Below are 26,689 nucleotides of genomic sequence, written 5' to 3' on the forward strand. Positions count from 1 at the left end.
TCCTTAAAGGGCTTCCTCGCCCTCGCCGTCGGTCGAGTAGCGGTGCCGCAGCATGCCGCGGCAGATGCCGGTGTTCGCGTCGAGGCTGGTCCGGGTCAGACGCGCCTTGCGCAGATGCAGCGGCACCGAGTCGGCGCCGATCGGGGCGCCGGTGAGCGGGTCGATGAGCAGGAGGTCGTCGTCGCCGGCGGGCAGGCCGAGCTCCCGGCGCCGACGCCGCAGCCGGTCCAGCGCCTCGGACGGAGGCAGGTCGCCCAGGACGACGGCCGCCAGGTGGGCGGGCGACAGCCGCAACCGGCGGCACACGGTGTCGGTGCCGGCCAGCACGGCCTTGCGCAGGAAGTCGGCGCGCAGCGAGTCGAGCTCGTCGACCGCCTCACCCTCGAACGACCCCACGAAGCCGGACCGCGCCGCGACCCCGTCGTTGATCGCGCCGGACGCGAAGTGGTCGTCGAGGATCACCGTGGTCCGGCGCACCTCGTCGAGCGCGGAGACCGCGTCGTAGGCGTCGGCGACCATCAGGTAGGCGAAGTTGGGCGCGCAGAAGTACGTCGGCAGCCGCAGGTGCACCTCGGCCGTGCCGTCCGCGCCGATCGACGCCGACGCCACGAAGCCGAGCGTGGTGATCGGCTCGTCCAGCTCGGGGTCGCGCACCCGGGCCAGAGCGGCCAGGATGCGCGACCCCACGGTGGCGGCGGTCATCTCACCCGAGAGAGGCCGCCGGCGACTCGGAACTGACCCCCACGGAGTCGTCCCGGGACGCCGGGGTCCCCTCGCCCGCGCCGAGCTGGTATTCCGCCGGGACGTCGATGCCGTACAACTTGGCCGCATTGAGCCCGAGGATCTTCTTCTTGGTGGCGGTGGTGACCCGCGGGTAGTCGTCGAACTCGCTCCCCGGGTAGTCCCAGTCGACGAAGCCCTCGATCTGCCACTTCGGCTCCCAGATGCCGTAGTCGCTGCCGAAGGTCATCTTGTCCTCGCCGACCCAGAACAGCAGCTCGCCCATCACCTTGGCGAAGAACCGCGGCCGGGCGTGCATGAGCCCGCCGATCACCACCGACAGGCCGGCGTAGACGTTCGGCTCCTGCGTCGCCATGAAGCAGAAGTCCTCGATCCGCGGCAGGCCCACGTGCTCGACGATGAAGTTCAGCTCGGGGAAGTCGGTCGCCGCGTGGTCGACGTCGGAGACGTCGAAGGCGTCCTTGTCCAGCGGCCAGATCGTCGGGCCCTTGTGCACGTGGATGTTCTTGATCCCCAGCTCCTGGCACTTCTCCAGATACCGGTACGCGCCGGGGTCCTTCAGCGTCCAGCCGCGGGAGCCGTTGTTCCACTCCGCGGTGTAGAGCTTCACGCCCTTGCTGCCGTACCGGTCGACGTTCTCGGCCAGCCGTTTCAGCCCGTCGTCGCCGTCGCGCGGGTCCCACCGGGTGTTCGCGATGAACTTGCCCGGGTGCTTCTCGCCGAGGGCGGCGTTGCGCTCGGTGGTGTTGAAGCCCTCCTTGTACCACTCGGTCAGGTACGTCGGCTGGAAGATCGCCACGTCGACATAGCCGTCGGTGAAGACGTCCTTCATCAGGTCGTCCTCGGTGTAGGCCATGAACTTCTCGATCGGCCAGTGCGTCTCGGCCGGGCCCAGGCCCTGGTACGCGTGGAAGCACTCGATCCAGCCCTTGGCGTACTGCTCGGCCCCCGGCACCCAGTTGTCCGGCGCCGCGTTCCAGTAGTGCATGTGGCTGTCGACGACGAAGTACTTCACCCCGTCCTTCTCGTACAAAGCGGCTACCTCCGTTCGGGGGTGAGGTCGAAGCCGATGTACTCGGCCGCGTCCTCGGGGTTGGCGAACATGATCGTGCGGTCGTCCTCGTGGATCATCCGGCCGTAGTGGGTGGACATGTTCTCCTCGAACTGGGCCGCGTCGAAGTAGCCGGACTCCTCGCCGAGCGCCTCGGAGACCTCGTCGTAGACGACGTCCATCCGGCCCGTCGCGTCGACCCGGATCATCGAGGGCAGCGGCGTCACCCGGACGTTCGGCTTGCCGCTCATCACCTCGGCCACCACGACGCCGACCTGGTTGTTCATCAGCGTGAAGCCGCACATGTTGGACGCCGAGCTGTTGGATTTGAAAGGACTCTCGGCTGTCTTGAAAGCGGACTTGAACTGCGTCATCGCTCCAGCTCCTTGGGAATCTCCAGGCCCAGGTCCTCGGCCAGGCCGGCGAACCGGCTCTTGACCCGGTCCAGCGCGTCCTCGAAGCGGATCGGCTTGCTGTCCGGCTGCGACCACAGCGGCTGCATCGCCCGGGCGGCGGGAACGGTCAGCCCGACCCAGTTGGCCAGCCAGCCGTTCAGGATCCGGTTGTTGTGCTCGGCGAACTCGCGGTCGTTGGTGAGCAGATCGAAGATCGCCATGGTGTACCGCAAGTCGCGCTCGGAGAAGTCGAACTCCTCGGCGCCGACGATCGTCGGGGTGACGAAGTCGCCGTTGCGCGGCGCCGCCTGCATCACCAGCTGGCTGCGGAACAGCTCGCCGATCAGCGGCTGGAACACGATGTTGGCGGCGAAGATCGCCTCGGCCCAGTCGTCGATCCCGGTCAGCCGCTCGGCCAGGTCGCGCACGCCCTGCCAGGACGGGTCGGAGTTCCAGGTCTCCAGGTGGGCGGCGCCGGAGAAGCCCTCGATCTCGTCGTCCAGGGTGAGCTGGTAGAGCGCCAGGTCCTGGGCGGCCCGGATCAGGTGCATGCTGTTCACCGCGATCGCGGTGTTGTGCATGTTGGTCGGCCCGCGCCGGTTGGCGTTGGCGAACAGGTACAGCCCGAGGCCGTGGTCGACGTGCATCCACGCGCCGACGTGCTGCGAGACGAACCGCACCCAGTTCGGGTTCCACTGGTCGAACGCCTTGGCCTGCTTGGCCGCGTCCACGTTCGCGTTGACCTGCCGCACCACGTTGGCGTTGTAGCGGTAGAGCGAGAGCTCCCACTCCTCGTTCGGGTCGCGGAACTCGTGCCAGCCGTGCGCCGGCCAGTCGTAGCCCTTGCCGCCCGAGCCCGGGCTGCGCGTCGGCTCGGGGCGGTCGCTGCCCCAGGCCTTCAGCGCGGTCCACTCCAGCGGGTAACCGCCCCGGCCGTCGGCGAATCCGTAGAGCCAGCCCTGGCTGAGGTAGTGCCGCGGGTCCGGCTGCACCTCGACCGTGACGTCCTCGTAGTGGGTCTGCTTGCGCTTCTGCGGGACGAAGTAGTTGAACCGGCGCGCGCCCGAGTCCGGGAACTCCTTGGCGCCGGCCTCGGCGTCGGTGAAGACGGGCTTGGGAACGCTGCGTTCCGTCGCGGTCGTCATCAGTCCTCCCCACCTGTGGTCGTGAACTTGTCGTAGTAGATGTGCTTCTCGGGCGCGCCGAGCATGGCCAGCAGCGGCATGGCCGCCTCGACCATCGGGGGCGGACCGCAGAGGTACGCGTGTGCGCCGCTCAGATCGACCTCGTACCGTTTGAGCACGTCGGTGATGAAACCGACCTCACCGTCCCAGTCCTCGCCGGCCACCGGCTCGGAGAGTGCCGGCACGAACCGGAAGCCGGGAAGCTTCTCGCGCAGAGCCTCGATCTCGGCGACGAAGCAGAGGTCCTTCGCGGTCCGGGCGCCGTAGTAGAAGACGGCCCTACGGTCGATGCCGCGCTCGGCCATCGACCGCAGCAGCGCCAGGATCGGCGCCAGGCCGGCGCCCCCGCCCACGAAGACCAGGTCTTTGTCGGGCGCGTCGCGCAGGGTGAACACCCCGAACGGCCCGGTCAGGTCGAGACGGTCGCCGACTTTCAGCTTCTTGTCCAGATAGGAGGAGAAGATCCCGTCCGGATAGACCTTGATGACGAACTCGAGATTCTTCCCGGACGTCGTCGCCATCGAGAACGACCGGGTGATCTCCGTCCCGGGCACCTTGATGTCCATGTACTGGCCCGGGAAGAAGGTCACCTCGGCCGGCTCGATCAGCCGCAGCACCAGGTGCCGGAGATCGTGGGTCACCGGAGTGATCGACACGACCTCCGCCACCGCGTTCACGATGGGCAGCCCCGAGCGGATCATCTCCTCGTCGAAGTTGAGCAGCTCGATCGTCACGTCCTCGTACACGTGCGCCCGGCAGAGCAGCGTGTAGCCCTCCTCCTTCTCGTAGTCGGGCAGCGCGAACGTGGAGTACCGGTCGAGCTCGATGTCGTCACCGTCGAGGACGAACGACTTGCAGGCCGCGCACTGGCCCTCCTTGCACCCGTGCATGAGCATCAGCCCCTGCTCGGACGCGGAGCGCAGCACGGTCTGCTCCTCGTCGACCTCGATCTCGATGCCGACCGGCTCGAACCGCACCCGGTGCTTGTCGCCCATCAGTCGCGTGCGTAACGTCCGGCGGGGCCGCCCCGCACATACGAGGCGTGGAACGCCGCGCGCTCCTCGTCGGTCATCTGGTTGAGCAGCACGTTCGGGCTCTGCAGCGGGCCCATCCGGCGCAGGTGGTCCAGCGTCCACATCTTCTTCGGGTCGTCCAGGTGCAGGTGCGGCTGCGCGACCATGGTCTTGCCGTCGTCGCGGACGAAGCCCATGTCGGAGACCACGTCGGCCCAGTTCCAGCCGTGGTAGAGCGTCTCCCACTCACGGGCGCCGATGAGCTGGCCCATGTTCGGGGTGTTGCGGCCCTGGAAGGTCGGCCGGAACGCCTCGGCGTCGGTCCAGCGGCAGGCCTCGTGGCAGTACGTGCGCCACTGGCCGTCGACCTCGGCCATCACCATGTCCTCGCGCACGAGGCACGGGACCATGCAGGTCCAGCAGCGGTGCGGGTACTGGTAGTCCACGTCCTCGGCGACGATCGGGTGGTGCCCGTTCGGCGTCGACAGCCGGTTGTAGTTCTCCCACCACTTGCCATAGCGGTCGTACCAGCCCGGGTACTTGTACTCGAACCACTCGAAGTCCTTGTCGGTCATCGGGTCGATCCGCCAGTAGTTGGCCAGCCAGCCGGTCGCGAAGAACTGGGCCACCTCGTGCACGTAGCCCTTGTTCCAGATCTGGTTCCACGCCTCCTCGATGAGGTCGTGCGGGATGACCAGGCCGTACTTCTCCAGCGGGACCAGGTAGCTGCGGTAGTAGTCGTCGTAGATCCAGCGGCGCCACATCTCGGCGTACGACTCGCGGTCCTTGCGCCGGTCCTTGGTGCCGTACTCGATGAACGTGCCGATCGCGGCGTCCACCACGCGGTGGTTGTTCCACCAGGCGTAGCGCAGGTCGCGCTCGAGCAGCTGGTGGTTGCCCTCGTCGGCGAGCGCCATCAGCAGCGTCGCGTAGCCGTTGCTGATGTGCCGCGACTCGTCGGACTGCACCGAGTGGAAGACGGTGGGCAGCAGGTAGTCGCCGTTCGCGGCGGCCTCGGCCGGCATCGCGACGAACAGCGTGTTGGTGAAGGCCGTCTCGGCCACGATGGTCAGGTAGATGCTGGCCGCGGTGATCGCGTCGCCGGTGATGAAGCCCTCGGCGAACTGACGCCCGATCGTGCCGCAGTAGTCGTTCTGGAAGTTGCGCAGGCTCGAGTTGAAGCCCGCCGGGTCGATGTAGTTGTTCATGTACAGGCGCTTGAGGTTCTGCTGGATCGTCGAGTGCCGTACCTCGTCGATCATCTGGATCGCCTGGCCGTTGTGCAGCTCCGGGTTGGGCACGTTGCGGAACAGCAGCGGCATCGCCCGGGCCGCCGAGATCTCCGGCAGCGGGATGATCGACAGGAACAGCTTCTGCCACTCCAGCCAGCGTTCCTGCACCTGGCGGAACATGTTGCCGCGGATCGCGCCGTCCGACGCGCCGTAGACCCGGTGGTCCTTCTCCTCCTGCATCGGGAAGTACGACCGCAGCACCTGCTTGAGCGGGTCCTTCTTCTGTGCCTTGCGGAACGTGTAGTCCGTTCCGTACTGCGAGACCGGCTGGTGGTACATCGGTTCCCAGGACAGTTCCTGGATCTTCTGATGAGCCCTGGCCACGCTCTGCCGACTCATGAGTCAACTCCTCATCCTTGGCGGCGTCCCTCAGCGGAGATCACATCCCAGCTCGCGGGTTTCTGCGGTCTCAGATTGAGTCAGGCCCGCTTTCTCCCGGCTCGTCTCCGAACACGGCGGCCCGGATCTCCGCGAGGTGGCGTTTGACGTTCTCGCCCACCTGGCGGTCGCCCTCCGCGGCCGGCTCGATCCCGAACGCGCGCAGCAGCGCGGCGGCCGGCGGCCCGGGGTCGGCGCCGCCGAGCACCGGGTGCAGCCCGACCGAGGCGAGATGGTGGAAGACCACGTTGACGACGGTCCACGGGTTGAACGTTTCGGGCGCCGGCTCCATCGCCTGAGTCCATCGCGGCCCGACCGGATTGGGGTCTCAACTTGAGACGGTTCGATGCGGGCCGGCGCGTACGGTGTAACCAGTCTGTAACAGCTGGCAAGGGAGCCCGACCCATGCCGCAGCCCAGTGACAGCGACGGTCTCGCCCGCACGCGCGAGCAGTTCCTGACGGCCGAGGAAGTGGACCCTCATCAGGTACGGGACGCGATCCTGGCCTCGTGGTGGCGGTCCCGGCGATGGAACGTGGCCGCCGACCGGATCGACCTGGCCTACATGCGCGACCCCGACCTCGACACGCCGCTGACCCGCAGCGCCCTACCGGTCTTGCGCCATCTGCGCGAACATCTCGACGGCCAGCCGATCAGCATCATCCTGACCGACCAGGCCGGCCTGGTGCTGACCCGGATGGACGCCGGCCGCGACCTCGACGCCCACCTCGACCGGGTCAACCTGGCCCCCGGCTTCAGCTACGCCGAGGAGTTCGTGGGCACCAACGGGATCGGCACCGCGCTCGAGGGCGGCCGGCCCATGCACGTCTTCGGCCACGAGCACTACGCCGAGCACCTGGAGGACCTGGCCTGTGCGGGCGTGCCGATCCACCACCCGATCTCCGGCAAGACGGTCGGCGCGGTCGACCTCACCTGCTGGCGCAAGGACGCCGACCCGCTGCTGCTCACCCTGGCCAAGACCACGGCGGGGCAGATCCAGCAGGCGTTGCTGGCCGACAGCGGGATCCGTGAGCTGGAGCTCCTGCAGGAATACCTGCGCACCTGCCGGCGTACGGCGGGAATCGTCTTCGCCTTGAACAACGACGTCGTGATGATGAACGACAACGCGCGGCACGCCCTCGACCCGGCCGAGCAGGAGGTGCTGCTGGCGCGGGCGGCCGAGACGCTGGCCGGGCGCAACCCGACCGCCTCGCCGACGGTGGAGCTGCCGAGCGGCGTGAAGGCCCGGATGTTCTGCCGTCCGGTGCGCGGCGAGGGCGGGCCGACCGGCGGCGTCGTGCATGTCAAACTGGCGGAACAGCGCGCGGGCGTACGGCTGGATGTCGCCCCGTCGCCCCGGATGTTCCTGCCCGGGCTCGTCGGGTCCGGTGGTCTCTGGCTGCGCGGCTGTCACCAGGTGAAATCGGTGCACGCGGCGGGCGAGTGGCTGGCGCTGGAGGGCGAGGCCGGGGTCGGCAAGCTGGCCGTGATCCGCGCGGTGCACCAGCACGACAGCCCCGGTGCGCACTTCGCCGTGCTCGACGCGGCGTCGGCCGGCCGTGGCTGGCTCGCCGACGTTCGCCGCGAGCTGCGCGAGGGTGAGGGCGCGCTGGTCATCCGGCACGCCGACCGGCTCAGCGGCCACACCCTGCGGTCGCTGGCGCAGACGCTGGAGAAGGCCCGCTCCGGCCCGGACCCGACGCCGTGGGTGGCGGTCACGCTGAGCCAGCGCCACGACGGCAGCGAGCTGGCCGACCTGCTGCGCTTCTTCCCGAGCACGGTCGAGCTGCCGCCGCTGCGCTACCACCTCGACGACGTGCCGGCGCTGGTCCCGTTCTTCCTGGCCAAGCTGGTGCCGGACGGCCGGCTGACGTGCTCGCCGGAGGCGATGCAGATGCTGAGCCGGTCGAGCTGGCCCGGGAACGTCGAGCAGCTGTGGCAGGTGCTGCGCAACATCGTCCAGCATCGCCGCTCGGGCGAGATCCGTCCCGGCGACCTGCCGCCGGAGTGCCGCACGGTGAGCCGCCGCCTGCTCAGCCCGCTGGAGGCGATGGAGCGCGACGCGATCGTGCGCAGCCTGACCGACTGGGACGGCAACAAGATCAAGGCGGCGGCGGCGCTGGGCATGTCCCGCGCGACCATCTACCGCAAGATTCACGAGTACGGGATCGTGGCCCCGGCCAAGTGAGGCACGGCCGGGCCGACTCAGGCCTGGTCCAACCCTTCCCTGCCGTTGTCCCCTTTCCTGCCGTCGCGGCCTTCCCTGCCGCCATCGCCTTCCCTGCCGCCGTCGGCCCGGGCCGTATGGGGGGCCGGCCGGGCGGCATTGGCGCCCGGTGCCCGGCGTCCCAGCCCGGCGCGCTGGTTCCCCGGCAGCCGGGCCCGCCGGGCGCGGTCGCGGGCCACGCCGGCAGCCGCCTGGGCGTCGGCCGCGGCGTCCGCGCGCAGGCGGGCTCCGGCCTCGGCAACGGTTTCCTGATCCATGAGATCACTTCGCGTTCCGGCAAATCGACGCAACAACCGACGCAACCATCTTCCCGTATCGGGGGCTCCGAAGGGAAGCGATCGATCGAGTGAGTCGCGGTCCGATTAGGTTGAGCCCCATGCGTACCGAAGCGCGCTTCCCGTCGGCCGGTCCCGCGGCCGGCCACTACGAGAGCTTCTTCCTCAAGGCCACCCGTCCCGGCGGCGGGCGCGCGGTATGGATCCGCTGCACGACCCACAAGCGACCCGGCGAGGCCCTGACCGGATCCGTGTGGTTCACGATGTTCGACGCCGGCGCGCCCGCCCCCGTCGCGGCCAAGGCGACATTTCCCGCCGATGCGGTCGAAGCTCCGCCCGGCGGTTACCTCCGCGTCGGGGAGGCGTCCCTGACGCCGGGCGCCGCGCGGGGCGCCATCGCCGTCCCCGGCGTCGCGGTCGACTGGGAGCTGACCTACACCGACCGCGCCGCGGTGTTCCGCCATCTCCCGTACGACTTCCTGTACCGCACCCCGCTGCCGAGGACCAAGTTGCTTTCGCCGCACCCGGACGTCCGCGTCTCGGGCTCGATGACCGTGAACGGCGAGCCGGTGGTGCTCGACGACTGGCCGGGCACGGTCGGCCACAACTGGGGCGCCGAGCATGCCGAGCGCTGGATCTGGCTGCAGGCGAACGAGTTCCGCGAGGCCGGCGGCTTCTTCGACGCCGGCCTCGGGCGCATCCGGCTGGGATCGCTGACCACGCCGTGGGCCGCCAACGCGGTGCTGCATCTGGATGGCGTCCCGCACCGGCTCGGCGGCCTCCGGGGAGGCTGCTCGACCAGGGTGAACGAAAGTCCCACCGCATGCGAGTTCGAGCTCGGCGGCGGTGACGTGCGGGTCCGCGGTCGCGTGTCGGCGGACGCCCGGAAGTTCGTCGGCTGGGTCTACGCCGACCCGGTGGGCCCGGAGCACAACACCGTCAACTGCTCGATCGCCGACCTCGATCTCACGGTGGAGCGCAGGGGCCGGCCGCCGAAGACGCTCACCTGCCGGGGAGCCGCCGCGTACGAGCTCGGCATGCGCGAGACCGGCCACGGGATAGCGCTCCAGCCGTTCCCCGACGGATGACGAGTGCGCTGCCATCGGCAGCGCCGCCCGGCGACCGCGGGCGTGACCCTCGCAGCCTTTATCTCCCATCGAATTTGCAGAAATATGGCCGCGGCGGAAATAGCGGAGGGAGCGCCGGAGGTTTGATCCGACGCTGGATCACATCGACGAAAGCAGCGAACATGAGCGACGAGACCGCCGCGGCGCTGGCTCGGGACCGGGTCATCGACATCACCACCACCGGGCGCAGGACCGGCGAACCGCGCCGGATCGAGATCTGGTTCCACCGGTACGACGGCCGGTACTACATCACCGGCAGCCCCGGCCGTCCCCGCGACTGGTACGCCAACCTCGTCGCGAATCCCCGGTTCACGTTCCACCTCAAGGAGTCGGCGACCGCCGACCTGCCGGCGACCGCCCGCCCGATCACCGACCGGGCCGAGCGCGAGAAGGTCTTCGCCGGCGTGCTGGCCCCACTCGGCGACTTCACCAGCAGGCCGGGGAACGAGCCCGAGGTCTGGGTGGCGGGCAGCCCGCTGGTCGAGGTCACGTTCGCCTGACGCCGCCCCACCGCGGCCGATCCGGATCGGCCGCGGTGACGCCGGGCGCCGGCCGCGCGATAACCGGTGGCGCGAAGGCGGTCGCCGCGCAACGATCGGCATGTGCTGATGATTCTCACGCCGCCGCTGCGGGAGTACCGCCGTCCCGGGCCGGCGATCTTCCGTGGTGGGCCGCCGCCGCGGTACGAGCCGCCCCGCGAGCCGGAGCCGTGCCGCCGCCGCCGCCGGTTCCAGCGGTATCTGCCGGGCCAGGCACGTTTCACGCGGGCGGCCCTGCGCGTCCGGCGCCCGCTGCGCCGGCGCGGCTGACGCCGCCGCGTCTGACGCCGCCGCGGCCGGCGCCGCCGCGGCCGGCGCCGAGAAAGCGGACGCCGGCGCGGGCGGAGGTCAGGCGGGTGGCTGCCAGCCGATGGCGGGCGCGATGTGCTTGACGATCGTCTCCAGGATGCGGGCGTTGTAGGCGACCCCGAGCTGGTTCGGCACCGTGAACAACACGGTGTCGGCCGCCCGCACGGCCTCGTCGGCGGCCAGCTCGGTCGCGATCTGGTCGGGCTCGCCGGCGTACGTGCGGCCGAAGCGTGAGCGGACCCCCTCGAGCAAGCCGATCTGGTCCTCCTGCTCCTGGTCGCCGAAGTAGATCCGGTCGATCTCCTCGGTGATCGGCAGGACGCTGCGGGAGACCGACACCCGCGGCGTGAAAGAGTGGCCGGCCTCGGCGAACGCGGCGCGGTAGAGCGCGATCTGCTCGGCCTGCAGCTGGTCGAACGGCACGCCGGTGTCCTCCGACAGCAAGGTCGAGCTCTGCAGGTTCATCCCCTCGGCCGCGGCCCACTGCGCGGTCTGCCGGGTGCCGGCGCCCCACCAGATGCGCGAGCGCAGGCCGGGCGACTGCGGCTGGATGGCGAGGCCGCCGCTGACGCCGCCGGTGCGGGCGGGGTCGGTGCGGGCCACGGCGGCGCCGGCGATGGCCTCGAGGAAGATCTTGGTCTTGGCGCGGGCCAGATCGGCGGCGGACTCACCCTCGGGCGGGACGTAGCCGAAGGCGTACGCGCCGTTCAGCGCCGTCTCCGGGGAGCCTCGGCTGACGCCCAGCTGGAGGCGGCCGCCGCTGATCAGGTCGGTCGCCGCCGCCTCCTCCGCCAGGTAGAGCGGATTCTCGTAGCGCATGTCGATGACGCCGGTGCCCATCTCGATCCGGCGTGTGCGGGCCGCGATCGCCGCCAGCAGCGGGAACGGCGACGCCAGCTGGCGCTCGTAGTGGTGCACCCGGACGAACGCGCCGTCGACGCCGAGATCCTCGGCCGCCTCGGCCAGCTCGATGGTCTGCAGCAGCGCGTCGGCGGCGGTCCGGGTCTGCGAGCCGGCCACGTTGCGCCAATGGCCGAAGGACAGGAAGCCGATCTTCTTGCGGACAGCGGAGGTCACCCGGAGAGCGTATCTCCGGTGCTCTGGCGGACGACCAGCTGGAAGGGCGCGTACGCCTCCTGGGGCGAGGTCGCCGGCCCCTCGGTGATGCGCCGCTCGAGCATGGCCAGCGCGAGGCGGGCGATCTCCCCCTTCTCCGGGCGGATCGTGCTCAGCGTGGGGGTGTGGAACTCACCCTCCTCGATGCCGTCGAAGCCGATCACGGCGACGTCGCCGGGCACCGACCGGCCGCGCTCGTGCAGGGCCCGCAGCGCGCCGATCGCGAGCAGGTCGTTGAAGCAGAACACCGCGTCCGGCGGATGCGGCAGGTCGAGCAGCACGTTCATCGCCGCGTAGCCGTCGGGGCGGTGGTAGCTCTTGGCCGGCACGACCAGCGACGCGTCGTAGCGGATCTTCGCGGCCCGCAGCGACGCCCGGTAGCCGCGCAGGCGCAGCGCCGCGGTGCCGCCGGAGACGTGCGGCTGGCTGCCGATGGCGGCGATCCGGGTGCGGCCGCGCGCGACCAGGTGGTCGGTCGCGGCCTGGGCGCCGGCCACGTTGTCGATGGTCACGTGGTCGACCGGGGCGTGCACGAGCCGCTCGCCCAGCAGCACCAGGGGAGTGCGGTCGCGGCGCTGGTCGACCTCCTTGGCGGTGAGCGCAAGCGGGCTGACGATCAGGCCGTCGACCAGGTGCGACTTGATGCCGTCGAGCACCACCCGCTCGTTGTCCTTGGCGCCCTGCGTCTCGTCGATCAGCAGCGTCCAGCCGTGCCCCTTGGCCTGCTGGACGAACTGGGCGGCCAGCTCGGCGAAGTAGGGCGACGCGATCTCGGGGACGGCCAGGGCGACCACGCCCGTACGCCCGCCGCGCAGCAACCGGGCCGAGAGGTTGGGGCGGTAGTCGAGCTCGTCGAGGGCGGCCCGCACCTTCGCCCGGGTGGCCTCGGAGACGAAGGGGAAGTCGTTGATCACATTCGACACCGTCTTGACCGAGACACCGGCGCGCAGCGCGACGTCCTTGATGCTGGCGCTCACCGGCGGCCCCCAATCGATGGTCCCAGGATAGTAAACCGCGTTTCTGGCTCTTTACAACGTAGTAAACAACGTTGTAAAACCAAGGGCATCGACGACCTGGGAGGTCAGTTGAACGTCGCCCGCCTCACCCTCGATCCGGCCTTCCGGATCGGCTCCATCGATCGCCGGCTCTTCGGCTCGTTCGTCGAGCACATGGGCCGCTGCGTCTACACGGGCGTCTTCGAGCCCGGTCACCCGCGCGCCGACGACCTCGGCCTGCGGCAGGACGTGCTCGAGCTGGCCCGGGAGATGGGGGTGACCCTGGTGCGCTACCCGGGCGGCAACTTCGTCTCCAACTACCGGTGGGAGGACGGCGTCGGCCCCCGCGAGTCCCGGCCGACCCGGCTCGACCTGGCCTGGCGCTCGATCGAGACCAACCAGTTCGGCCTGAGCGAGTACATGGCCTGGGTCCGCCGGCTGGGCGCGGAGCCGATGATGGCCGTCAACCTCGGCACGCGTGGCCTGCCGGAGGCGCTCGACCTGCTGGAGTACTGCAACTATCCCGGCGGCACCGAGATGTCGGACCGCAGGATCAAGAACGGCGACCTCCAGCCGTACGGGATAAAGCTGTGGTGCCTCGGCAACGAGATGGACGGGCCTTGGCAGATAGGCCACCAGACCGCCGCCGAATACGGCCGCAAGGCCGCGGAGACCGCCCGGGCCATGCGCCGCCTCGACCCGAGCGTCGAGCTCGTGGCCTGCGGCAGCTCCAACCGGCAGATGCCGACGTTCGGCGCCTGGGAGGCGACCGTCCTCGAGCAGTGCTACGACCAGGTCGACTACATCTCGATGCACGCGTACTACCAGGAGCACGACGGCGACACCGACAGCTTCCTGGCCTCGGCCGTCGACATGGATGCGTTCATCGACGACGTCGTGGCCACCGCCGACCACGTCCGGGCCAAGACCCGCAGCGAGAAGAAGCTGCGGATCTCGTTTGACGAATGGAATGTGTGGTACGCGGACCGTTTCCCGGGCGAGTCCGCTCTCGAGTGGCAGCAGGCGCCCCGGCTCATCGAGGACGAGTACAGCGTGGTGGACGCCCTGGTTGTCGGCACGTACCTGATCTCGCTGATCGGCCACGCCGACCGGGTGGCGATCGGCGCCCAGGCCCAGCTCGCCAACGTCATCGCCCCGATCCGCACCGAGCCCGGCGGCCCCGCCTGGCGGCAGACCATCTTCCACCCGTTCGCCCAGGCCGCCCGGTTCGCCCGGGGCGAGGCGTTGCGGGTCGAGCCGGTGGCGCCGTCGATCGAGACGAAGAAGTACGGCGCCGTCCCGGCCCTGACCGCGGCCGCCAGCTACGACGCCGGGTCCGGCAGCGCCGCCCTGTTCGCGGTCAACCGGGACCGCGCCGAGCCGATCGAGCTCACCGTCGACCTGCGCGCGCTGCCCGGCGCGACGCTGCGCGCCCACCACGTCCTCAGCGACGACGACCACCGCGCCACCAACACCCAGCAGAACCCCGACCGGATCGTCCCCCGGGTGATCGCGGGCGGGGAACAGACCGGACAGATCACCGTGACCCTCCCTCCCGCCTCCTGGAACGTCCTCGAAATCTCCGCGCCCGAATAAGGAGCTCCTGATGACCCCCTCCGCCAGTGCCTTCTCCCGTCGCCGGTTCCTCGCCCTGACCGGCGGCGCCGGCTCCGCCCTCGCCCTCGCCGCCTGCGGTGGCACCTCGACCAAGCCGACCGCCGCCCCGGCCGGCGGCAACGGCGGCGCCAGCTACAGCGGCCCGAACGTGACCGTCAGCTTCTGGAACGGCTGGACCGGCAGCGACGGCCAGACCGCGCAGGCCATGGTCGACCAGTTCAACAAGGACAACCCCAACGTCCAGGTGAAGATGAACGTCTTCCAGTGGGCCGACTTCTTCACCAAGCTGCCCGCGGCCGTGCAGAGCGGCAACGGCCCGGACGTGGCCGCCATGCACATCGACGACATCCCGACCCAGGCCGCGCAGCAGGTCATCGTGCCGATCGACGACGTGGCGACCGCGCTCGGGCTCAAGGAGTCCGACTTCGCCCCGGCCGTCTGGAACGGCGGGGTCTACCAGCAGAAGCGGTACGGCATCCCGATCGACGTGCACAACCTGGGCCTGTACTACAACAAGACCGTCATGGAGAAGGCCGGCCTCGACCCGAACAAGCCGCCGACCACCAAGGACGAGTACATGAGCCAGCTGGACACGCTGAAGTCCAAGGGCATCCAGGGCTCGTGGGTCTCGCCGTTCCAGTTCACCGGCGGCTTCCAGTTCGAGTCGCTGCTCTGGCAGTTCGGCGGGGACGTGTTCAGCGCCGACAGCTCCAGCGCCACCTGGAACTCCGACCAGGGCGTGCAGGCGCTGACCTGGATGGTCGACCTGGTCAAGAACGGCTACAGCCCGAAGAACGTGGGCCAGGACGCCGACTACATCGCGCTGAAGAACGGCAAGAACGTCTTCAACTGGCAGGGCATCTGGCAGGTCAACGACGTGGCCGCGCTGACCACGTACAAGATCGGCACCGCCCCGCTCCCGAAGATCGGCTCGACCGGCGGCGTCTGGGGCAACAGCCACCAGTTCGTGCTGCCGCGCAAGAAGGACAACGACGCCAACAAGGCGAACGCGAGCCGGTTCTTCATCAACTGGTTCACCCAGCAGGCGGCGGCCTGGGCCAAGAGCGCCAAGGTGCCGGCCCGCAACGACCTCGCCCAGGGCGCCGAGTTCAAGGCCATGACGGCTCTCCAGTCGTTCGCGGCCGACGTGCAGTTCACCCACTTCCCGCCGTCGGTGGCCGGCATCGGCGACGCGCTCGCCCAGCTCTACACCGGCGTGCAGAGCGCGGTGCTGCTCAAGCAGGACCCGGCGGCTGCGCTGAACGCGGCCGCGGACAAGGCCAACAAGATCCTGGCCGACAACAAGAAGAAGTACGGAGCCTGATCATGGCGGTCGAGGCCCCCGCACTCGGCGTCGAGCCGGCCGCGGGAGAGCGCCCTGGCAAGGGCGGGATCCCGCGGCACGGGCGGCTCACGCCGTACCTGTTCCTGTTGCCCTTCCTGGTGTTGTTCGTGGGCTTCGTGCTGATCCCGGCGATCTACGGGTTCTGGGTCAGCCTCCACGACTACAACTACCTGCTGCCCGGCAAGCCCTGGGTCGGACTGCAGAACTACATCGACCTGTTCACCCCGGGCAGCCGGGACAGCGGCGACTACTGGAAGAGCATGGAGGCCACCGGCATCTTCACGGTCTTCAGCGTGCCCTTCCTGATCGTCTGCCCGCTCGGCGTGGCGCTGCTGCTCAACCGCGCCTTCCGCGGCCGGTCGTTCTTCCGCGCCGTCTTCTTCGCGCCGTACGTGCTGGGCGTCGCCGTGGTCGGCATCCTGTTCCGGTTCGTGCTCGACCCCAACATCGGCCTGGTCAACTACTACCTGGGCCACGCGATCCCGTGGACCACCGACCTGCCGTGGGCGTGGATCTCGCTGATCGGCATGACCGTCTGGTGGACGCTCGGCTTCAACGCCGTCATCTACCTGGCCGGCCTCCAGGAGATCCCGGCCGAGCTGTACGAGGCGGCCAAGGTCGACGGCGCCTCGCGCTGGCAGGAGTTCCGCAACGTCACGCTGCCCGGGCTGCGGCCGGTCATGGCGTTCGTGACCACCGTGACGATCCTGGCCTCGGCCAACATGTTCGGCCAGTCGTTCCTGCTGACCAAGGGCGCGCCGGCCAACGAGACCCGTACCGCGATCATGTACATCGCCGAGACCGGCCTGGCCAACAACCGCCAGGGCATGGCCGCGGCGATGAGCTACATCCTCGCGCTGGTCCTGCTCGCGATCAGCGTCCTCAACATGCGCCTGACCCAGCGCCGGGAGGTCTCGTGACACTCCGCCGGATCCCGTTCTGGATCACCCTGGCCGTCCTCACCGTCATCTTCGTGGCGCCGCTGCTGTGGATGCTCAGCACGTCGTTCAAGACCAACAACGACGCCACCGCGCTGCCGCTGTCCTGGCTGCCGAACCCGTTCAGCACCGACGCGTACTCGACGGTGCTGACCACCAACTCGGCCACGCCGGTGCTGCGCTGGTTCGTCAACAGCCTGATCGCGGCGACCGCCAACGCGTTGCTGATCGTGGCGGTGGACGCCATGGCGGCGTACGCCCTGGCCCGCCTGAAGTTCCGCGGCCGCAAGCTGATGTTCGCCACCGTGGTCGGCACGCTGTTCGTGCCGCCGTTCCTGTTCCTCGTGCCCAATTACCTGATCGTCAGCCAACTGGGCTGGCTGGACTCGCTGTGGGCGCTCATCGTCCCCTCGGCCGGCGGCGCGTTCGGCGTGTTCTTCCTGCGCCAGTTCTTCGTGTCGCTGCCGGCCGAGCTCGAGGAGGCGGCGCTGATCGAGGGCGCCAACCAGTGGCAGATCTTCACCCGGATCGTGCTGCCGCTGGCCCGCCCGGCGCTGGCCACGCTCACCGTGCTGTCGTTCCTGACCAACTGGAACGACTTCCTCTGGCCCCTGTACGTGCTGTTCAGCGCCGACCGTCTGACGCTGCCCGCCGGCCTCGGCAACCTGCAGAACGCCGCCACCACCAACTATCCGATCGCGATGGCGGGAGCGGTGGTGGCCAGCGTGCCGGTGCTGATCCTGTTCATCGCCGCCCAGCGCCACGTCATCCAGAGCGTCACGCACAGCGGCCTGAAGGGGTGAACCTGTGTTCCGTGCCCTGCTCCTGCTCGTCAGCATGCTGGTCAATCCGGTGTCGCAGTCGTTCGCGGACACCTACGCCGACCCGATCGTGATCCGCGGGCAGGACGGCTACTGGTACGCCTATGCCACCAGCGACCCCCTGCGGTCGGGGGAGGGCACGGCGCACCGCATCCCGATCTCCCGCTCCACCGACCTGGTGAACTGGACGTACGTCGGGGACGCGCTCACCGGCCCGGCGGCGCCCTATGTCGCGCCCGGCGCCTCCTACTGGGCGCCGGACGTGCGTTTCCTGGACGGCCGCTACGTCATGTACTACGCGGTCACCGACACCACGGTCTCGCCCGACGGCTCCGACTTCGCCATCGGCGTGGCCACCGCACCGGCGCCCGCCGGCCCGTGGACCCAGCAGGCCGCGCCGGTGGTCGCGCCGCGGCCCGGCGGCGGGGGCGGCTACCTGAGCACCATCGACCCGGCCGAGCTCACCGCGGCCGACGGCTCGCGCTACCTCTACTTCGGCAGCTACTACGGTGGCATCTCGGTGGTGCCGCTGGCCGCCGACGGGCTCAGCGCGACCGGCGCGCCGACGATGGTCGCGATCGACAACAAGTACGAGGGCGCCTACGTCGTCCGCCACGGCGACTACTACTACCTGTTCGCGTCGTCGGCCAACTGCTGCGCGGGGCCCGCGACCGGGTACGCGGTCTCGGTCGGGCGGTCGGCGTCGCCGCTCGGTCCGTTCGTCGACGCCCACGGGATCTCGCTGTTGGCCTCGAAGGTCGGCGGCACCCCGGTCGTCACCCAGAACGGCAACCGCTGGATCGGCACCGGTCACAACGGCATGGTCACCGACTGGTCCGGGCAGGACTACCTCGTCTACCACGCGATCGACCGCCACCAGCCGTACCTGGACGCGCCGTACGGCATCAACCGGCGGCCGATGCTGCTCGACCGCCTCGACTGGGTCGACGGCTGGCCGGTCGTGCGGGCCGGCGCCGGGCCGTCCGACACGCCGCAGCCGGCGCCGGCCGGCACCGGGGCCGAGACGTTCGACGGCCCGGTCCGGTGGCTGCCGGGGTCGTGGCGGGTCGAGGGCGGCCACGCCACCGGGCACGGAACCGTGCTCCGGCCGGCGCCGGCCGGGGATCTGCGGGTCGAGGCGGACCTGCGGGTGCCGGCCGGGTCCGCGGCCGGGCTGATCGCCGGGACCGCCCGGGTCTCCGTCGACCGTGCGGCCGGTCAGCTGGTCGCTGTCTCTCCGAAGGCCCGGGTTTCGGCGCCGCTGCCGGCCGGGGTGGACTGGGGCGCATGGCACAGCCTGGCCGTCTCGGTGCGCGGCCGTCATCTCGTGGCCGAGCTGGGAGAGGCGCGGCAGAGCGGGCCGATCGTGTCGCTCGCGCTCACCGTTCCGGTGGCCGGCGTCCCGGTCGCGGGCTTCACCGGCCGCGGGGACGTCGACGAGTTCAGCGTTGAGCGGCTGTTCAAGCCGGTCACGCATCTCGTCCCGGCACCGGCCGTCGGGCGGGTGGCGTGGTCGGATTCCTTTGACGGCGGCACGCTCGGCGCCGGCTGGACCTGGGTGCGGCCCGACCCGGCGGTCACCGTCGCCGGCGGCTCGCTCAACTGGCCGGTGGAGAACGCCGATCTGACCGGAACCAGCAACAACGCCTCGGTCCTGCTGCGGGACGCGCCCGCGGGCAACTGGACGGCCGAGACCAAGCTGACGCTCGACCTCGGCGTCGACGAGGTGCGCAACTATCAGCAGGCGGGGCTCATCGCCTACGCCGGCGACGACGATTTCGCGCGGCTCGACGTGGTGTCGATCTGGAACACCCGGCAGATCGAGTACGGGCGGGAGCTGCCCTACGCGGGAGCGCTGGCCTACGGCGGCATCACCGTCGGCACGCCCGGGGTCACGACCTGGCTCCGGCTCGTGCACCGGCTCGGTCCCGGTGGTGAGCACCAGTTCCGTTCCTCGACGTCCACCGATGGGCACACCTGGACCGTGGGCGGAGTCTGGACCTTCCCGGCCGGTGCTCAGCCGCGGATCGGTCTGGATTCGCATGGCGGCGCGACGCCGCCGACGGTCGCTCAGTTCGACTATTTCCGGATTTATACGCCGTGAGGCGTACGCTCGTGTCGCTGCTGGCGGCGATCCTGCTCGCCGCCTGCAGCGACGCCCCTCAGGAAAAGGGAGCCGCGCCTGTGACCTTCACCAACCCGGTCTACGAAAAGAACTTTCCCGACCCGGGCGTCCTCGACGTCGACGGCACCTGGTACGCCTACGGCACCAACAACGCCGTCGACAACGTCCCGCTGCTCACCTCCACCGACCTCGTGCAGTGGACCGAGCAGGGTGACGTGCTGCCGCAGGTCGGCTCGTGGGCCTCGTACGGCAACACGTGGGCGCCCGAGGTGATCCGCACCGACGCCGGCAAGTACGTGCTCTACTACACCGCCCGCTGGAACAAGGCCGACCGCCAGTGCATCGGCGCGGCCGTCGCCGACTCGCCGAAGGGCCCGTTCGTCGACCCGCACCCGGCGCCGCTGATCTGCCAGGACGACGAGGGCGGCTCGATCGACGCGAGCCCGTTCCGCGACACCGACGGCACGCTCTACCTGCACTGGAAGAACGACGGCAACCACATCGGCGTGCCGTCCCACCTCTACGCCCAGCGGCTGGCGCCGGACGGTCTGTCGCTGACCGGCGGTCGCGTACGCCTGCTGACCAACGACAAGCCGTGGCAGGGCGCCGTGATCGAGGCCCCCGAGATGATCCGCCACGACGGGAAGCTCTGCCTGTTCTACTCGGGCGGCGCCTTCGACTCCGACGGCTACGCGGTCGGCTACGCCACCTGCGACTCCCCGATGGGCCCGTGCCAGGACGCCCCGGAGAACCCGATCCTGCGCTCGTCGCCGGACGCGGCCGGCCCCGGCCACTGCTACCCGGTGACCACCGCCGACGGCACGACCTGGCTACTCTATCACGCGTGGCCGCCGGACGCGATCGGCAGCGTCGCCCCCGGCCGCCAGATGTGGCTAGACCGCGTCGACTGGGTCGACGGCAAGCCGGTCGTCCACGGCCCGACCGCCGGCCCGCAGCCGATGCCGTGATCTCATAGCGGCATGCTCCCGGACGGCTCGCCGGCGTCCCTCGCCGAGGCGATCGGCGTCGTCGCGCCGTCCCTGGCCGGCCTCCCGGTCGAGATGCGCCCGCCGACCGGCGACGACGATCCGATGTGGGCCTCGTCGACCGCGATCGTCGGCGGCGCGTACGTGGCGAAGTTCGCCTGGTCGCCACCCGCGGCCCGGCGCCTGGCCCACGAGATCGCCGTCCTGACCGCCCTGGCCGGCGATCGGTGCATCCCGTCGCTGGTCGCCGCCGCCCCCGACCCCGCGCTGCTGATCACCCGCCGGGTCGCGGGGGAGTCGCTGTACGCGGCCGCCCCGCCCGGCACGGCCGGTCGCCAGCTGGCCTCGTTCCTCGCCGCGCTGCACCACCCCGGCACCCGGGCCCGGGTCGAGGCCGTCACCGGCCCGCTGCCGGAGGCCGCGGACGGTTCGCAGCACCCGGTCCCGACCCGGGTGCTGCGCTCGCGCCTCGACGGGGTCTCGGCCCTGTGCGACTGGATCGACGAGACGCTCGCGCCGCCCCGCCCGCCGGTGCTGGTCCACGCCGACCTGCACGGCGACAACCAGGTCTGGTCCGGCGGCCGGCTGCGGCTCGTCGTCGACTTCGAGACGGTCGCGCTGGCCGAGCCCGAGTACGAATTGCGGGCGTTGCCGGGCACCGCGGTGTTCGCCGAGGTCGTGCGCCACTACGAGAGCCTGACCGGGCGTCGCGTCGACCTCGCGCGCGTGCGGGCGTGGCACATCCGCACCGCGTTGCACGACGCCCTGTGGCGGGGCGAGCCGGCGAACGGCCGTCCGGACCTGCGGCTCTCTTGACGCCTGCCGGCCTCCGCGTGGCCGAAGCCGTTTGGGCGCTCAGGGCTCGGTGCCGGTCGGCCGTCGGCCCCCGGTTGCTATCGGCGACCGTCGGGAGATGAGCTGCTCTGTCGGCGTCCTTTGCTCTGCTCACCAATACGCGCCCCGGGTGGATCAGCCGCTCGGCCGCTCGCCCCTTCGCCTGCTCGCCCCTTCGCCTGCTCGCTTGTCGCCCGCTCGCCTCCCTCGTCCTCTCGCTCATTCGCTGAGCCAATCTGCTGCCCTGATGATGTGGCGTGCGGCGGGTGCTCGACGTCATCAAGATTGAGCGGTCGCGGGCGTCACGGCGCCAGATGCCGGGCAGGGTGATGACTTGCTGCCGTGGGAGGGCAGCGGGTCATCAAGGTCCACCGGCGGGTGTGCGCGCAACGGCGCCGGAGGGACGGCGCGGACAACGGCGGGCGCGAGGGGCGGCGCGGGCGCGAGGGCGGCGCGGGCGCGGGACGGGCGACGCAGGCGGCGGGCGTGGGAAGAGCGGCGCGGGCGAAGGCAGGCGCGAGGGACGGCGCGGGCGCGGGACGGGCGGCGCGGGCGAAGGCAGGCGCGAGGGACGGCGCGGGCGCGGGACGGGCGGTGCGGGCGGCGGGCGCGGGACGGGCGGCGCGGGCGAAGGCAGGCGCGAGGGACGGCGCGGGCGCGGGACGGGCGGCGCGGGCGGCGGGCGCGGGAAGAGCGGCGCGGGCGGCGGGCGCGGGAGGGGCGGCGCTGGCGACGGGCGCGGGACGGGCGACGGGCGCGGGCAACTGGCGCGCGGTGGCAACGGCGCGCGGGTAACGCGTACGAGTCGGCGACGGCGAGTCGCCGCTGTGGATGACGGCCCGAAGTTGTCGTAGGCGGCCTCCACTATGTCCCCACCCAGTAACCGGGGTGGGGAACGTCTCCCGCTCGCCCGGGAGCCCCTGGCGGCCTGCTCAATGACCGGCACCCCGCCCCCACCCCATGCCCGAAAGTGCAAACAAAATCGAACACGAAGAATCGCATGTTGACATCAATTTCACACGCGGCGTAACTTTTCGCTCAGGTGTCGACAACCGTGAATGTCTGCGAGGCCGGCCGCAGACAGCACCGTCCACTCCCCAGGAGCGCAGCATGCGCAGACATCGACCGTCCCTTCTTCCCCGCCTCGGCGCCGCGCTGACCCTCGTCGCCGGGCTGCTCGTGGCCATCCCCGGGTCCGCGCAGGCGGCCGGCACCGGCCCCTGTGACATCTACGCCTCCAACGGCACGGCCTGCGTGGCCGCGCACAGCACCACCCGGGCGCTGTTCGGCGCCTACAGTGGCCGCCTCTACCAGGTGACCCGCGCGTCCGACGGCGCCACCCACGACGTCGGCACGCTCGCCGCCGGCGGCTACGCCAACGCGGCCGACCACGACGCGTTCTGCAACGGCACCACCTGCCGGATCACCAAGATCTGGGACCAGACCAGCCGACACAACGACCTGTCGGTGGCTCCGGACGGCGGCGCCGGCAGCGGCGACCGCGGCGCGGGCGCGAGCGTGATCGCGGTGACCGCCGGCGGCCACAAGGTGTACGGCATCTGGGGCACCCCCGGCGTCGGCTACCGCTACACCGGCGTGGCCTCGGGCGTCGCGGTCAACGGCCAGCCCGAGGGCGTCTACATGGTCGCCAGCGGCACGCACGTCAACTCGGACTGCTGCTTCGACTACGGCAACGCGGAGTCCACCCCGTACGACACCGGCAACGGGCACATGGACGCCGTCAGCATCGCCACCACCTGCTACTTCGCGCCGTGTCAGGGCTCCGGTCCGTGGATCGAGGCCGACCTCGAGAACGGCATGTTCCAGGGCGGCAACGGCTCCAATCCCAACCCCGGCAACAACTCACCCTTCGTGACCGCCGTCCTCAAGAACAACGGCCAGACGACGTACGCGTTGAAGGGTGGCAACTCGCAGTCGGGCGGCCTGACCACGTGGTACAACGGGTCGCTGCCGACCGACAAGCCGGGTTACAAGCCGATGCACCAGGAGGGCGGCATCATCCTGGCGATTGGTGGCGACAACAGCAACCGCAACCGGGGCACCTGGTTCGAAGGCGCCATGACCTACGGCTACCCGACCGACGCCGCCGAGAACGCGGTGCAGGCCAACGTGGTCGCGGCCGGCTACTCGGGGCGGACCGACGTGCCCAACGGCCCGCAGGGCACGGTCACCGGGCCGGGCGGCAAGTGCATGGACGTGGCGGCCGACGACACCGGCGCGAACGGCGCCGCGGTGCAGCTGTGGGACTGCCAGGCCTGGGCCGAGGACCAGCACTGGACCCACTTCGCCGACAACACGGTGCGGACGCTCAACCGCTGCCTCGACATCGTCGGCAACGGCACCGCCGGCGGCGCCCAGCTCGAGCTGTGGGACTGCAACGGCGTCGGCGGCCAGAAGTGGGTGCAGCAGGCCGACGGCTCGCTGCGCAACCCGCAGTCCGGCCGCTGCCTGGACTCGCCGAACGGCAGCACGGCCAACGGCGTACGGCTGCAGATCTGGGACTGCAACGGCGCGGCCGCGCAGAAGTTCGCGGTCAACGCCGGCGGCGCCACGGTCGGCCCCGGCGGCAAGTGCGTCGACGTCGCGGCCGACGACACCGGCGGCAACGGCGCGGCGGTCCAGCTCTGGGACTGCCAGTCGTACGCGATCGACCAGCACTGGTTCCACAACAGCAACGGGTCGCTGCGGACGCTCGGCCGCTGCCTGGACATCAACGGCAACGGCACCGCCAACGGCACCCAGGTCGAGCTGTGGGACTGCAACGGCGTCGGCGGTCAGGTCTTCCAGCAGCAGGCCGACGGCTCGCTGCGGAACCCGCAGTCGGGCCGCTGCCTGGACGCGCCGAACGGGGCGACCGGCAACGGCACCCGCCTGCAGATCTGGGACTGCAACGGCAGCGCGGCGCAGAAGTTCGCGCTGAGCTGACCAGCCGAGCTGACCAGCCGAGCTGACCAGCCGAGCTGACCAGCCGACGAGCGACAGGGGTCAGGCCGCCGCCCGCGCGGTGGCGGCCTGACCGTACACGGCGATCTCCGCGGCCGGCAGCGGCCGCGCATAGTGGTAGCCCTGCGCGTACCGGTAACCGAGCCGGTAGAGCTCCGCGGCCTGCTCCGCCGTCTCCACCCCCTCGGCCACCGCCCGCAGGCCCATGCCCTGGCAGATGCCGATCAGCGCGGCCACCACGACGCTCTCCTCGCCGGAGGAGGTGACGTCGTCGACGAACGACTTGTCGACCTTCAGGACGTCGGCCGGGCAGGTGCGCAGCAGGCCGAGCGACGAGTGCCCGGTGCCGAAGTCGTCCAGCGCGATCTTGACGCCGAGGGCGGCGATCGCCCGCAGCTCGTCCAGCGCGGTGCCGCCGTCGAAGACCGCCGTCTCGGTGACCTCGACCGTCAGCACGTGCGCGGGCAGGCCGGTACGGGCCAGGACCGCGGCCACCTCGCCCGCGAACCCGGCCTCGCGCAGCTGGCGGGCCGACACGTTGACGCTGACCGTGCGCGGAGCGGCGTCGCCGAGCTCGTGCCGCCACGCGACCGCCTGCCGGCAGGCCTCCTCGAGGATCCAGGCGCCCAGCGGGACGATCAGCCCGGTGCGCTCGGCGGCCGGGATGAACGCGTTCGGGCCGATCGGGCCGCGCTCGGGGTGGGTCCAGCGCACCAGCGCCTCCACCCCGAAGAGGCCGCCGTCCGGCATCGCCACGATCGGCTGGTAGAGCAGGTGCAGGCCGCCGGTCTCGAGCGCGATGCCGAGGTCGGCGGCGAGCCGGGACTGCTCGGCGCTGCGCTGGTCCATCGCCGCCGCGTACTCGACCAGGCGGCCCTTGCCCTGGCCCTTCGCCTCGTACATGGCGACGTCGGCGCGGCGGATCAGCTCGTCGGCGGTGTCGCCCGGCCGGGCGCGGGCCAGGCCGATGCTGGCCTCGACGACCAGCTCGTGGCCGCCGGCGTGCACCGGCAGCCGCAGGTCGGCGGCGATCGCGGCGATGACGGCGGCGCCGTCGTGGCGCAGCAGCAGGGCGTACTCGTCGCCGCCGAGGCGGGCCACCACGCTGCCGGCCGGCAGCCGGTCGGCGATCTTCGTGGCCACGCCGGTGAGCAGCTCGTCGCCGACCGCGTGGCCGAGGTCGTCGTTGATCGCCTTGAAGTCGTCGAGGTCGATGAGCGCGACGCCGACCGTGGCCGGGTCGTCGGCCAGCGCCGCGGTGATCGCGCGGGTCAGCACCGTGCGGTTGGGCAGGCCGGTGAGCGCGTCGTGGGTCGCCCGGTAGGCGAGCTCCCGCTGCCGGGCGTCGAGGTCGTCGAGCAGCCGCGCGTTGTCCCGCATGGCGACCAGCTGGCGGCAGGCCACCACGACGGTGACGGCGATCGAGCCGACGGCGATGGTCAGGATGTCGGGGGAGCGCACGGCCGCGCCGTACAGCAGCAGACCGGCGGTCGCGACCACCGCGGCGTACGGCATGAAGCTCAGCCGCCGCGGCACCGGGCGGGGGACCGGGCGCCCGGCCCGGCTGGCGCGCATCTGCCGGTCGGCGGCCAGGCCGAGCAGGAAGCAGGTGGCCGGCAGCAGCACGTGACCCTCGTTGAGGTACGGCCGGGACGCCAGCAGCGGGGCGAGCGCGCCACCGCCGGCGCCGACCGCGCCGGTCAGCGCGAGCAGGTGCAGGGCGCGCCGGTCGATCGGGCCGGTGCCGGTGAAGGCGACCTTGACGAACGCGAACACGCAGATGAACCCGGCGCCGACCACGACCAGCACGGCCGCCGACGAGGAGGCGCTGTCGCCCAGCCAGCTCTCCCACCGGGAGTAGCCGAAGTGCCAGGTGAAGGTCAGCACGGTGATGATGACGGTCGCGATGTCGAGGCCGAAGCGGGTCCACTCGACCCGCGTGCGGCGGGCGCCCGGGATGCGCAGCAGGCCCAGCAGCATCACCACGAGGCCGGAGGTGTACACCGCGGCGGTGAGGCTGCTGATGTGCTGCCCCTCCTGCTCGCCGCTGAAGTAGTCGTGGGCGTTGCCGGCGGCGCCGAGGCCGATCAGCATGATGCCGACCGCCATGTAGCGCCAGAAGGCCCGCCCGTCGCGGGCCGCCCGCCAGGAGGTCACGCCCGCCACCGGCACGGCGACGAACAGCGGGAGCCAGCCGATGACCGGCGGCGTGTAGTGGATCAGCCCGACGGTGAACCAGATCGCGGCGAGCACGAGCACACCGCCGCCGGCGGCGAGGGTCCGCGTGAGTCGCCACCGGGGAACCACGACGGCCTCGTCCGTCGGCGCGGGTGCATCTACCACGGCGATCAGATCGGCCGACGGTGTGATCGTCTGAGTGGTCGGTCGGACTTTCCGGCAGGCGGTCCCCCCGGATCC

The 26,689-nt window shown here is 70.9% G+C and carries 23 protein-coding genes; 12 read left to right on the plus strand and 11 right to left on the minus strand.

Features of this window, described 5'->3' with window-relative positions; genetic code table 11:
- Window positions 1-3: 3 nt before the first annotated feature.
- The 7 genes from ACQP2F_RS19230 to ACQP2F_RS19260 form a co-directional block, all read right to left on the minus strand.
- Window positions 4-702, minus strand: a complete 699-nt coding sequence (locus ACQP2F_RS19230) for an iron-sulfur cluster assembly protein (RefSeq protein WP_433305870.1) — start codon at window positions 700-702, stop codon at window positions 4-6.
- A gap of 1 nt (window position 703) precedes the next feature.
- Window positions 704-1,774: an amidohydrolase family protein gene (locus tag ACQP2F_RS19235; protein ID WP_433305872.1), complete on the minus strand. Its 1,071-nt coding sequence runs from the start codon at window positions 1,772-1,774 to the stop codon at window positions 704-706.
- A gap of 5 nt (window positions 1,775-1,779) precedes the next feature.
- Window positions 1,780-2,166 (minus strand): propane 2-monooxygenase effector subunit MimD, encoded by a 387-nt coding sequence (gene mimD / locus ACQP2F_RS19240; RefSeq protein WP_433305874.1) that lies wholly within the window; start codon window positions 2,164-2,166, stop codon window positions 1,780-1,782.
- Window positions 2,163-3,332 (minus strand): toluene hydroxylase, encoded by a 1,170-nt coding sequence (locus ACQP2F_RS19245; protein ID WP_433305875.1) that lies wholly within the window; start codon window positions 3,330-3,332, stop codon window positions 2,163-2,165. Before ACQP2F_RS19245 ends, mimD begins: the two co-directional genes overlap by 4 nt.
- A complete protein-coding gene (locus tag ACQP2F_RS19250; RefSeq protein WP_433305876.1) occupies window positions 3,332-4,366 on the minus strand; it encodes an NADH:ubiquinone reductase (Na(+)-transporting) subunit F in 1,035 nt (344 codons plus the stop codon). Before ACQP2F_RS19250 ends, ACQP2F_RS19245 begins: the two co-directional genes overlap by 1 nt.
- Window positions 4,366-6,015, minus strand: a complete 1,650-nt coding sequence (locus tag ACQP2F_RS19255) for a methane monooxygenase (RefSeq protein ID WP_433305878.1) — start codon at window positions 6,013-6,015, stop codon at window positions 4,366-4,368. Before ACQP2F_RS19255 ends, ACQP2F_RS19250 begins: the two co-directional genes overlap by 1 nt.
- Before the next feature lie 70 nt (window positions 6,016-6,085).
- Window positions 6,086-6,346 (minus strand): hypothetical protein, encoded by a 261-nt coding sequence (locus ACQP2F_RS19260; RefSeq protein ID WP_433305880.1) that lies wholly within the window; start codon window positions 6,344-6,346, stop codon window positions 6,086-6,088.
- 113 nt (window positions 6,347-6,459) lie between these two features.
- Between ACQP2F_RS19260 and ACQP2F_RS19265 the strand changes: the two genes are divergently transcribed.
- The gene (locus ACQP2F_RS19265) at window positions 6,460-8,241 is read left to right on the plus strand and encodes a sigma-54-dependent Fis family transcriptional regulator (protein WP_433305882.1); all 1,782 of its coding nucleotides are present in this window, start codon (window positions 6,460-6,462) and stop codon (window positions 8,239-8,241) included.
- Window positions 8,242-8,258: 17 nt separating this feature from the next.
- On the opposite strand, the gene ACQP2F_RS19270 is transcribed toward ACQP2F_RS19265, so the two are convergent.
- Window positions 8,259-8,537 carry a hypothetical protein gene (locus ACQP2F_RS19270; protein ID WP_433305884.1) on the minus strand — a complete coding sequence of 93 codons (279 nt, stop codon included), beginning with the start codon at window positions 8,535-8,537 and terminating at the stop codon, window positions 8,259-8,261.
- A 119-nt stretch (window positions 8,538-8,656) separates the two neighbouring features.
- Here ACQP2F_RS19270 and ACQP2F_RS19275 point away from each other — a divergent pair, with 119 nt between their 5' ends.
- The 3 genes from ACQP2F_RS19275 (at window position 8,657) to ACQP2F_RS19285 (ending at window position 10,491) form a co-directional block, all read left to right on the plus strand.
- Window positions 8,657-9,643 (plus strand): hypothetical protein, encoded by a 987-nt coding sequence (locus ACQP2F_RS19275; protein ID WP_433305885.1) that lies wholly within the window; start codon window positions 8,657-8,659, stop codon window positions 9,641-9,643.
- Window positions 9,644-9,804: 161 nt separating this feature from the next.
- Window positions 9,805-10,182: a nitroreductase family deazaflavin-dependent oxidoreductase gene (locus ACQP2F_RS19280; RefSeq protein WP_433305887.1), complete on the plus strand. Its 378-nt coding sequence runs from the start codon at window positions 9,805-9,807 to the stop codon at window positions 10,180-10,182.
- Window positions 10,183-10,284: 102 nt separating this feature from the next.
- Window positions 10,285-10,491, plus strand: a complete 207-nt coding sequence (locus tag ACQP2F_RS19285) for a hypothetical protein (protein WP_433305889.1) — start codon at window positions 10,285-10,287, stop codon at window positions 10,489-10,491.
- Window positions 10,492-10,569: 78 nt separating this feature from the next.
- Here the strand turns inward: ACQP2F_RS19285 and ACQP2F_RS19290 are convergent, their stop codons facing one another.
- Together ACQP2F_RS19290 and ACQP2F_RS19295 are read right to left on the minus strand one after the other, a co-directional pair.
- Window positions 10,570-11,607 carry an LLM class flavin-dependent oxidoreductase gene (locus tag ACQP2F_RS19290; RefSeq protein WP_433305891.1) on the minus strand — a complete coding sequence of 346 codons (1,038 nt, stop codon included), beginning with the start codon at window positions 11,605-11,607 and terminating at the stop codon, window positions 10,570-10,572.
- Window positions 11,604-12,623, minus strand: coding sequence for a LacI family DNA-binding transcriptional regulator (locus tag ACQP2F_RS19295; RefSeq protein WP_433305892.1), 1,020 nt, complete (start codon window positions 12,621-12,623; stop codon window positions 11,604-11,606). Before ACQP2F_RS19295 ends, ACQP2F_RS19290 begins: the two co-directional genes overlap by 4 nt.
- A gap of 108 nt (window positions 12,624-12,731) precedes the next feature.
- Between ACQP2F_RS19295 and ACQP2F_RS19300 the strand changes: the two genes are divergently transcribed.
- From ACQP2F_RS19300 to ACQP2F_RS19335, 8 genes are all read left to right on the plus strand, one after another.
- Entirely contained in the window at window positions 12,732-14,237 is a 1,506-nt protein-coding gene (locus tag ACQP2F_RS19300) for an alpha-N-arabinofuranosidase (RefSeq protein ID WP_433305893.1), read from the plus strand.
- 10 nt (window positions 14,238-14,247) lie between these two features.
- The gene (locus ACQP2F_RS19305) at window positions 14,248-15,582 is read left to right on the plus strand and encodes an ABC transporter substrate-binding protein (protein WP_433305895.1); all 1,335 of its coding nucleotides are present in this window, start codon (window positions 14,248-14,250) and stop codon (window positions 15,580-15,582) included.
- A 2-nt stretch (window positions 15,583-15,584) separates the two neighbouring features.
- A complete protein-coding gene (locus tag ACQP2F_RS19310; RefSeq protein ID WP_433305897.1) occupies window positions 15,585-16,523 on the plus strand; it encodes a carbohydrate ABC transporter permease in 939 nt (312 codons plus the stop codon).
- Complete coding sequence (locus ACQP2F_RS19315; protein ID WP_433305899.1) at window positions 16,520-17,344, plus strand: carbohydrate ABC transporter permease; 825 nt, start codon at window positions 16,520-16,522, stop codon at window positions 17,342-17,344. Before ACQP2F_RS19310 ends, ACQP2F_RS19315 begins: the two co-directional genes overlap by 4 nt.
- A gap of 4 nt (window positions 17,345-17,348) precedes the next feature.
- Complete coding sequence (locus tag ACQP2F_RS19320) at window positions 17,349-19,466, plus strand: family 43 glycosylhydrolase (protein WP_433305900.1); 2,118 nt, start codon at window positions 17,349-17,351, stop codon at window positions 19,464-19,466.
- Window positions 19,463-20,455: a glycoside hydrolase family 43 protein gene (locus tag ACQP2F_RS19325; RefSeq protein ID WP_433305902.1), complete on the plus strand. Its 993-nt coding sequence runs from the start codon at window positions 19,463-19,465 to the stop codon at window positions 20,453-20,455. Before ACQP2F_RS19320 ends, ACQP2F_RS19325 begins: the two co-directional genes overlap by 4 nt.
- Before the next feature lie 12 nt (window positions 20,456-20,467).
- The gene (locus ACQP2F_RS19330) at window positions 20,468-21,289 is read left to right on the plus strand and encodes a phosphotransferase family protein (RefSeq protein WP_433305904.1); all 822 of its coding nucleotides are present in this window, start codon (window positions 20,468-20,470) and stop codon (window positions 21,287-21,289) included.
- A gap of 1,128 nt (window positions 21,290-22,417) precedes the next feature.
- Window positions 22,418-24,253, plus strand: coding sequence for an arabinofuranosidase catalytic domain-containing protein (locus ACQP2F_RS19335; protein ID WP_433305906.1), 1,836 nt, complete (start codon window positions 22,418-22,420; stop codon window positions 24,251-24,253).
- Between the two features lie 60 nt (window positions 24,254-24,313).
- On the opposite strand, the gene ACQP2F_RS19340 is transcribed toward ACQP2F_RS19335, so the two are convergent.
- On the minus strand, window positions 24,314-26,614 hold the full coding sequence (locus ACQP2F_RS19340; protein ID WP_433305908.1) for a putative bifunctional diguanylate cyclase/phosphodiesterase: 2,301 nt from the start codon (window positions 26,612-26,614) through the stop codon (window positions 24,314-24,316).
- Between the last annotated feature and the right edge of the window lie 75 nt (window positions 26,615-26,689).

This window comes from Actinoplanes sp. CA-030573 (genome assembly GCF_050951115.1).
Lineage (GTDB): Bacteria > Actinomycetota > Actinomycetes > Mycobacteriales > Micromonosporaceae > Actinoplanes.

Coding starts and splice junctions, on each gene's coding strand:
- ACQP2F_RS19230 (WP_433305870.1), bottom strand. CDS start 702: ATGACCGCCGCCACCGTGGGGTCGCGCATCCTGGCCGCTCTGGCCCGG.
- ACQP2F_RS19255 (WP_433305878.1), bottom strand. CDS start 6,015: ATGAGTCGGCAGAGCGTGGCCAGGGCTCATCAGAAGATCCAGGAACTG.
- ACQP2F_RS19250 (WP_433305876.1), bottom strand. CDS start 4,366: ATGGGCGACAAGCACCGGGTGCGGTTCGAGCCGGTCGGCATCGAGATC.
- mimD (WP_433305874.1), bottom strand. CDS start 2,166: ATGACGCAGTTCAAGTCCGCTTTCAAGACAGCCGAGAGTCCTTTCAAA.
- ACQP2F_RS19305 (WP_433305895.1), top strand. CDS start 14,248: ATGACCCCCTCCGCCAGTGCCTTCTCCCGTCGCCGGTTCCTCGCCCTG.
- ACQP2F_RS19330 (WP_433305904.1), top strand. CDS start 20,468: ATGCTCCCGGACGGCTCGCCGGCGTCCCTCGCCGAGGCGATCGGCGTC.
- ACQP2F_RS19245 (WP_433305875.1), bottom strand. CDS start 3,332: ATGACGACCGCGACGGAACGCAGCGTTCCCAAGCCCGTCTTCACCGAC.
- ACQP2F_RS19270 (WP_433305884.1), bottom strand. CDS start 8,537: ATGGATCAGGAAACCGTTGCCGAGGCCGGAGCCCGCCTGCGCGCGGAC.
- ACQP2F_RS19310 (WP_433305897.1), top strand. CDS start 15,585: ATGGCGGTCGAGGCCCCCGCACTCGGCGTCGAGCCGGCCGCGGGAGAG.
- ACQP2F_RS19265 (WP_433305882.1), top strand. CDS start 6,460: ATGCCGCAGCCCAGTGACAGCGACGGTCTCGCCCGCACGCGCGAGCAG.
- ACQP2F_RS19335 (WP_433305906.1), top strand. CDS start 22,418: ATGCGCAGACATCGACCGTCCCTTCTTCCCCGCCTCGGCGCCGCGCTG.
- ACQP2F_RS19280 (WP_433305887.1), top strand. CDS start 9,805: ATGAGCGACGAGACCGCCGCGGCGCTGGCTCGGGACCGGGTCATCGAC.
- ACQP2F_RS19275 (WP_433305885.1), top strand. CDS start 8,657: ATGCGTACCGAAGCGCGCTTCCCGTCGGCCGGTCCCGCGGCCGGCCAC.
- ACQP2F_RS19260 (WP_433305880.1), bottom strand. CDS start 6,346: ATGGAGCCGGCGCCCGAAACGTTCAACCCGTGGACCGTCGTCAACGTG.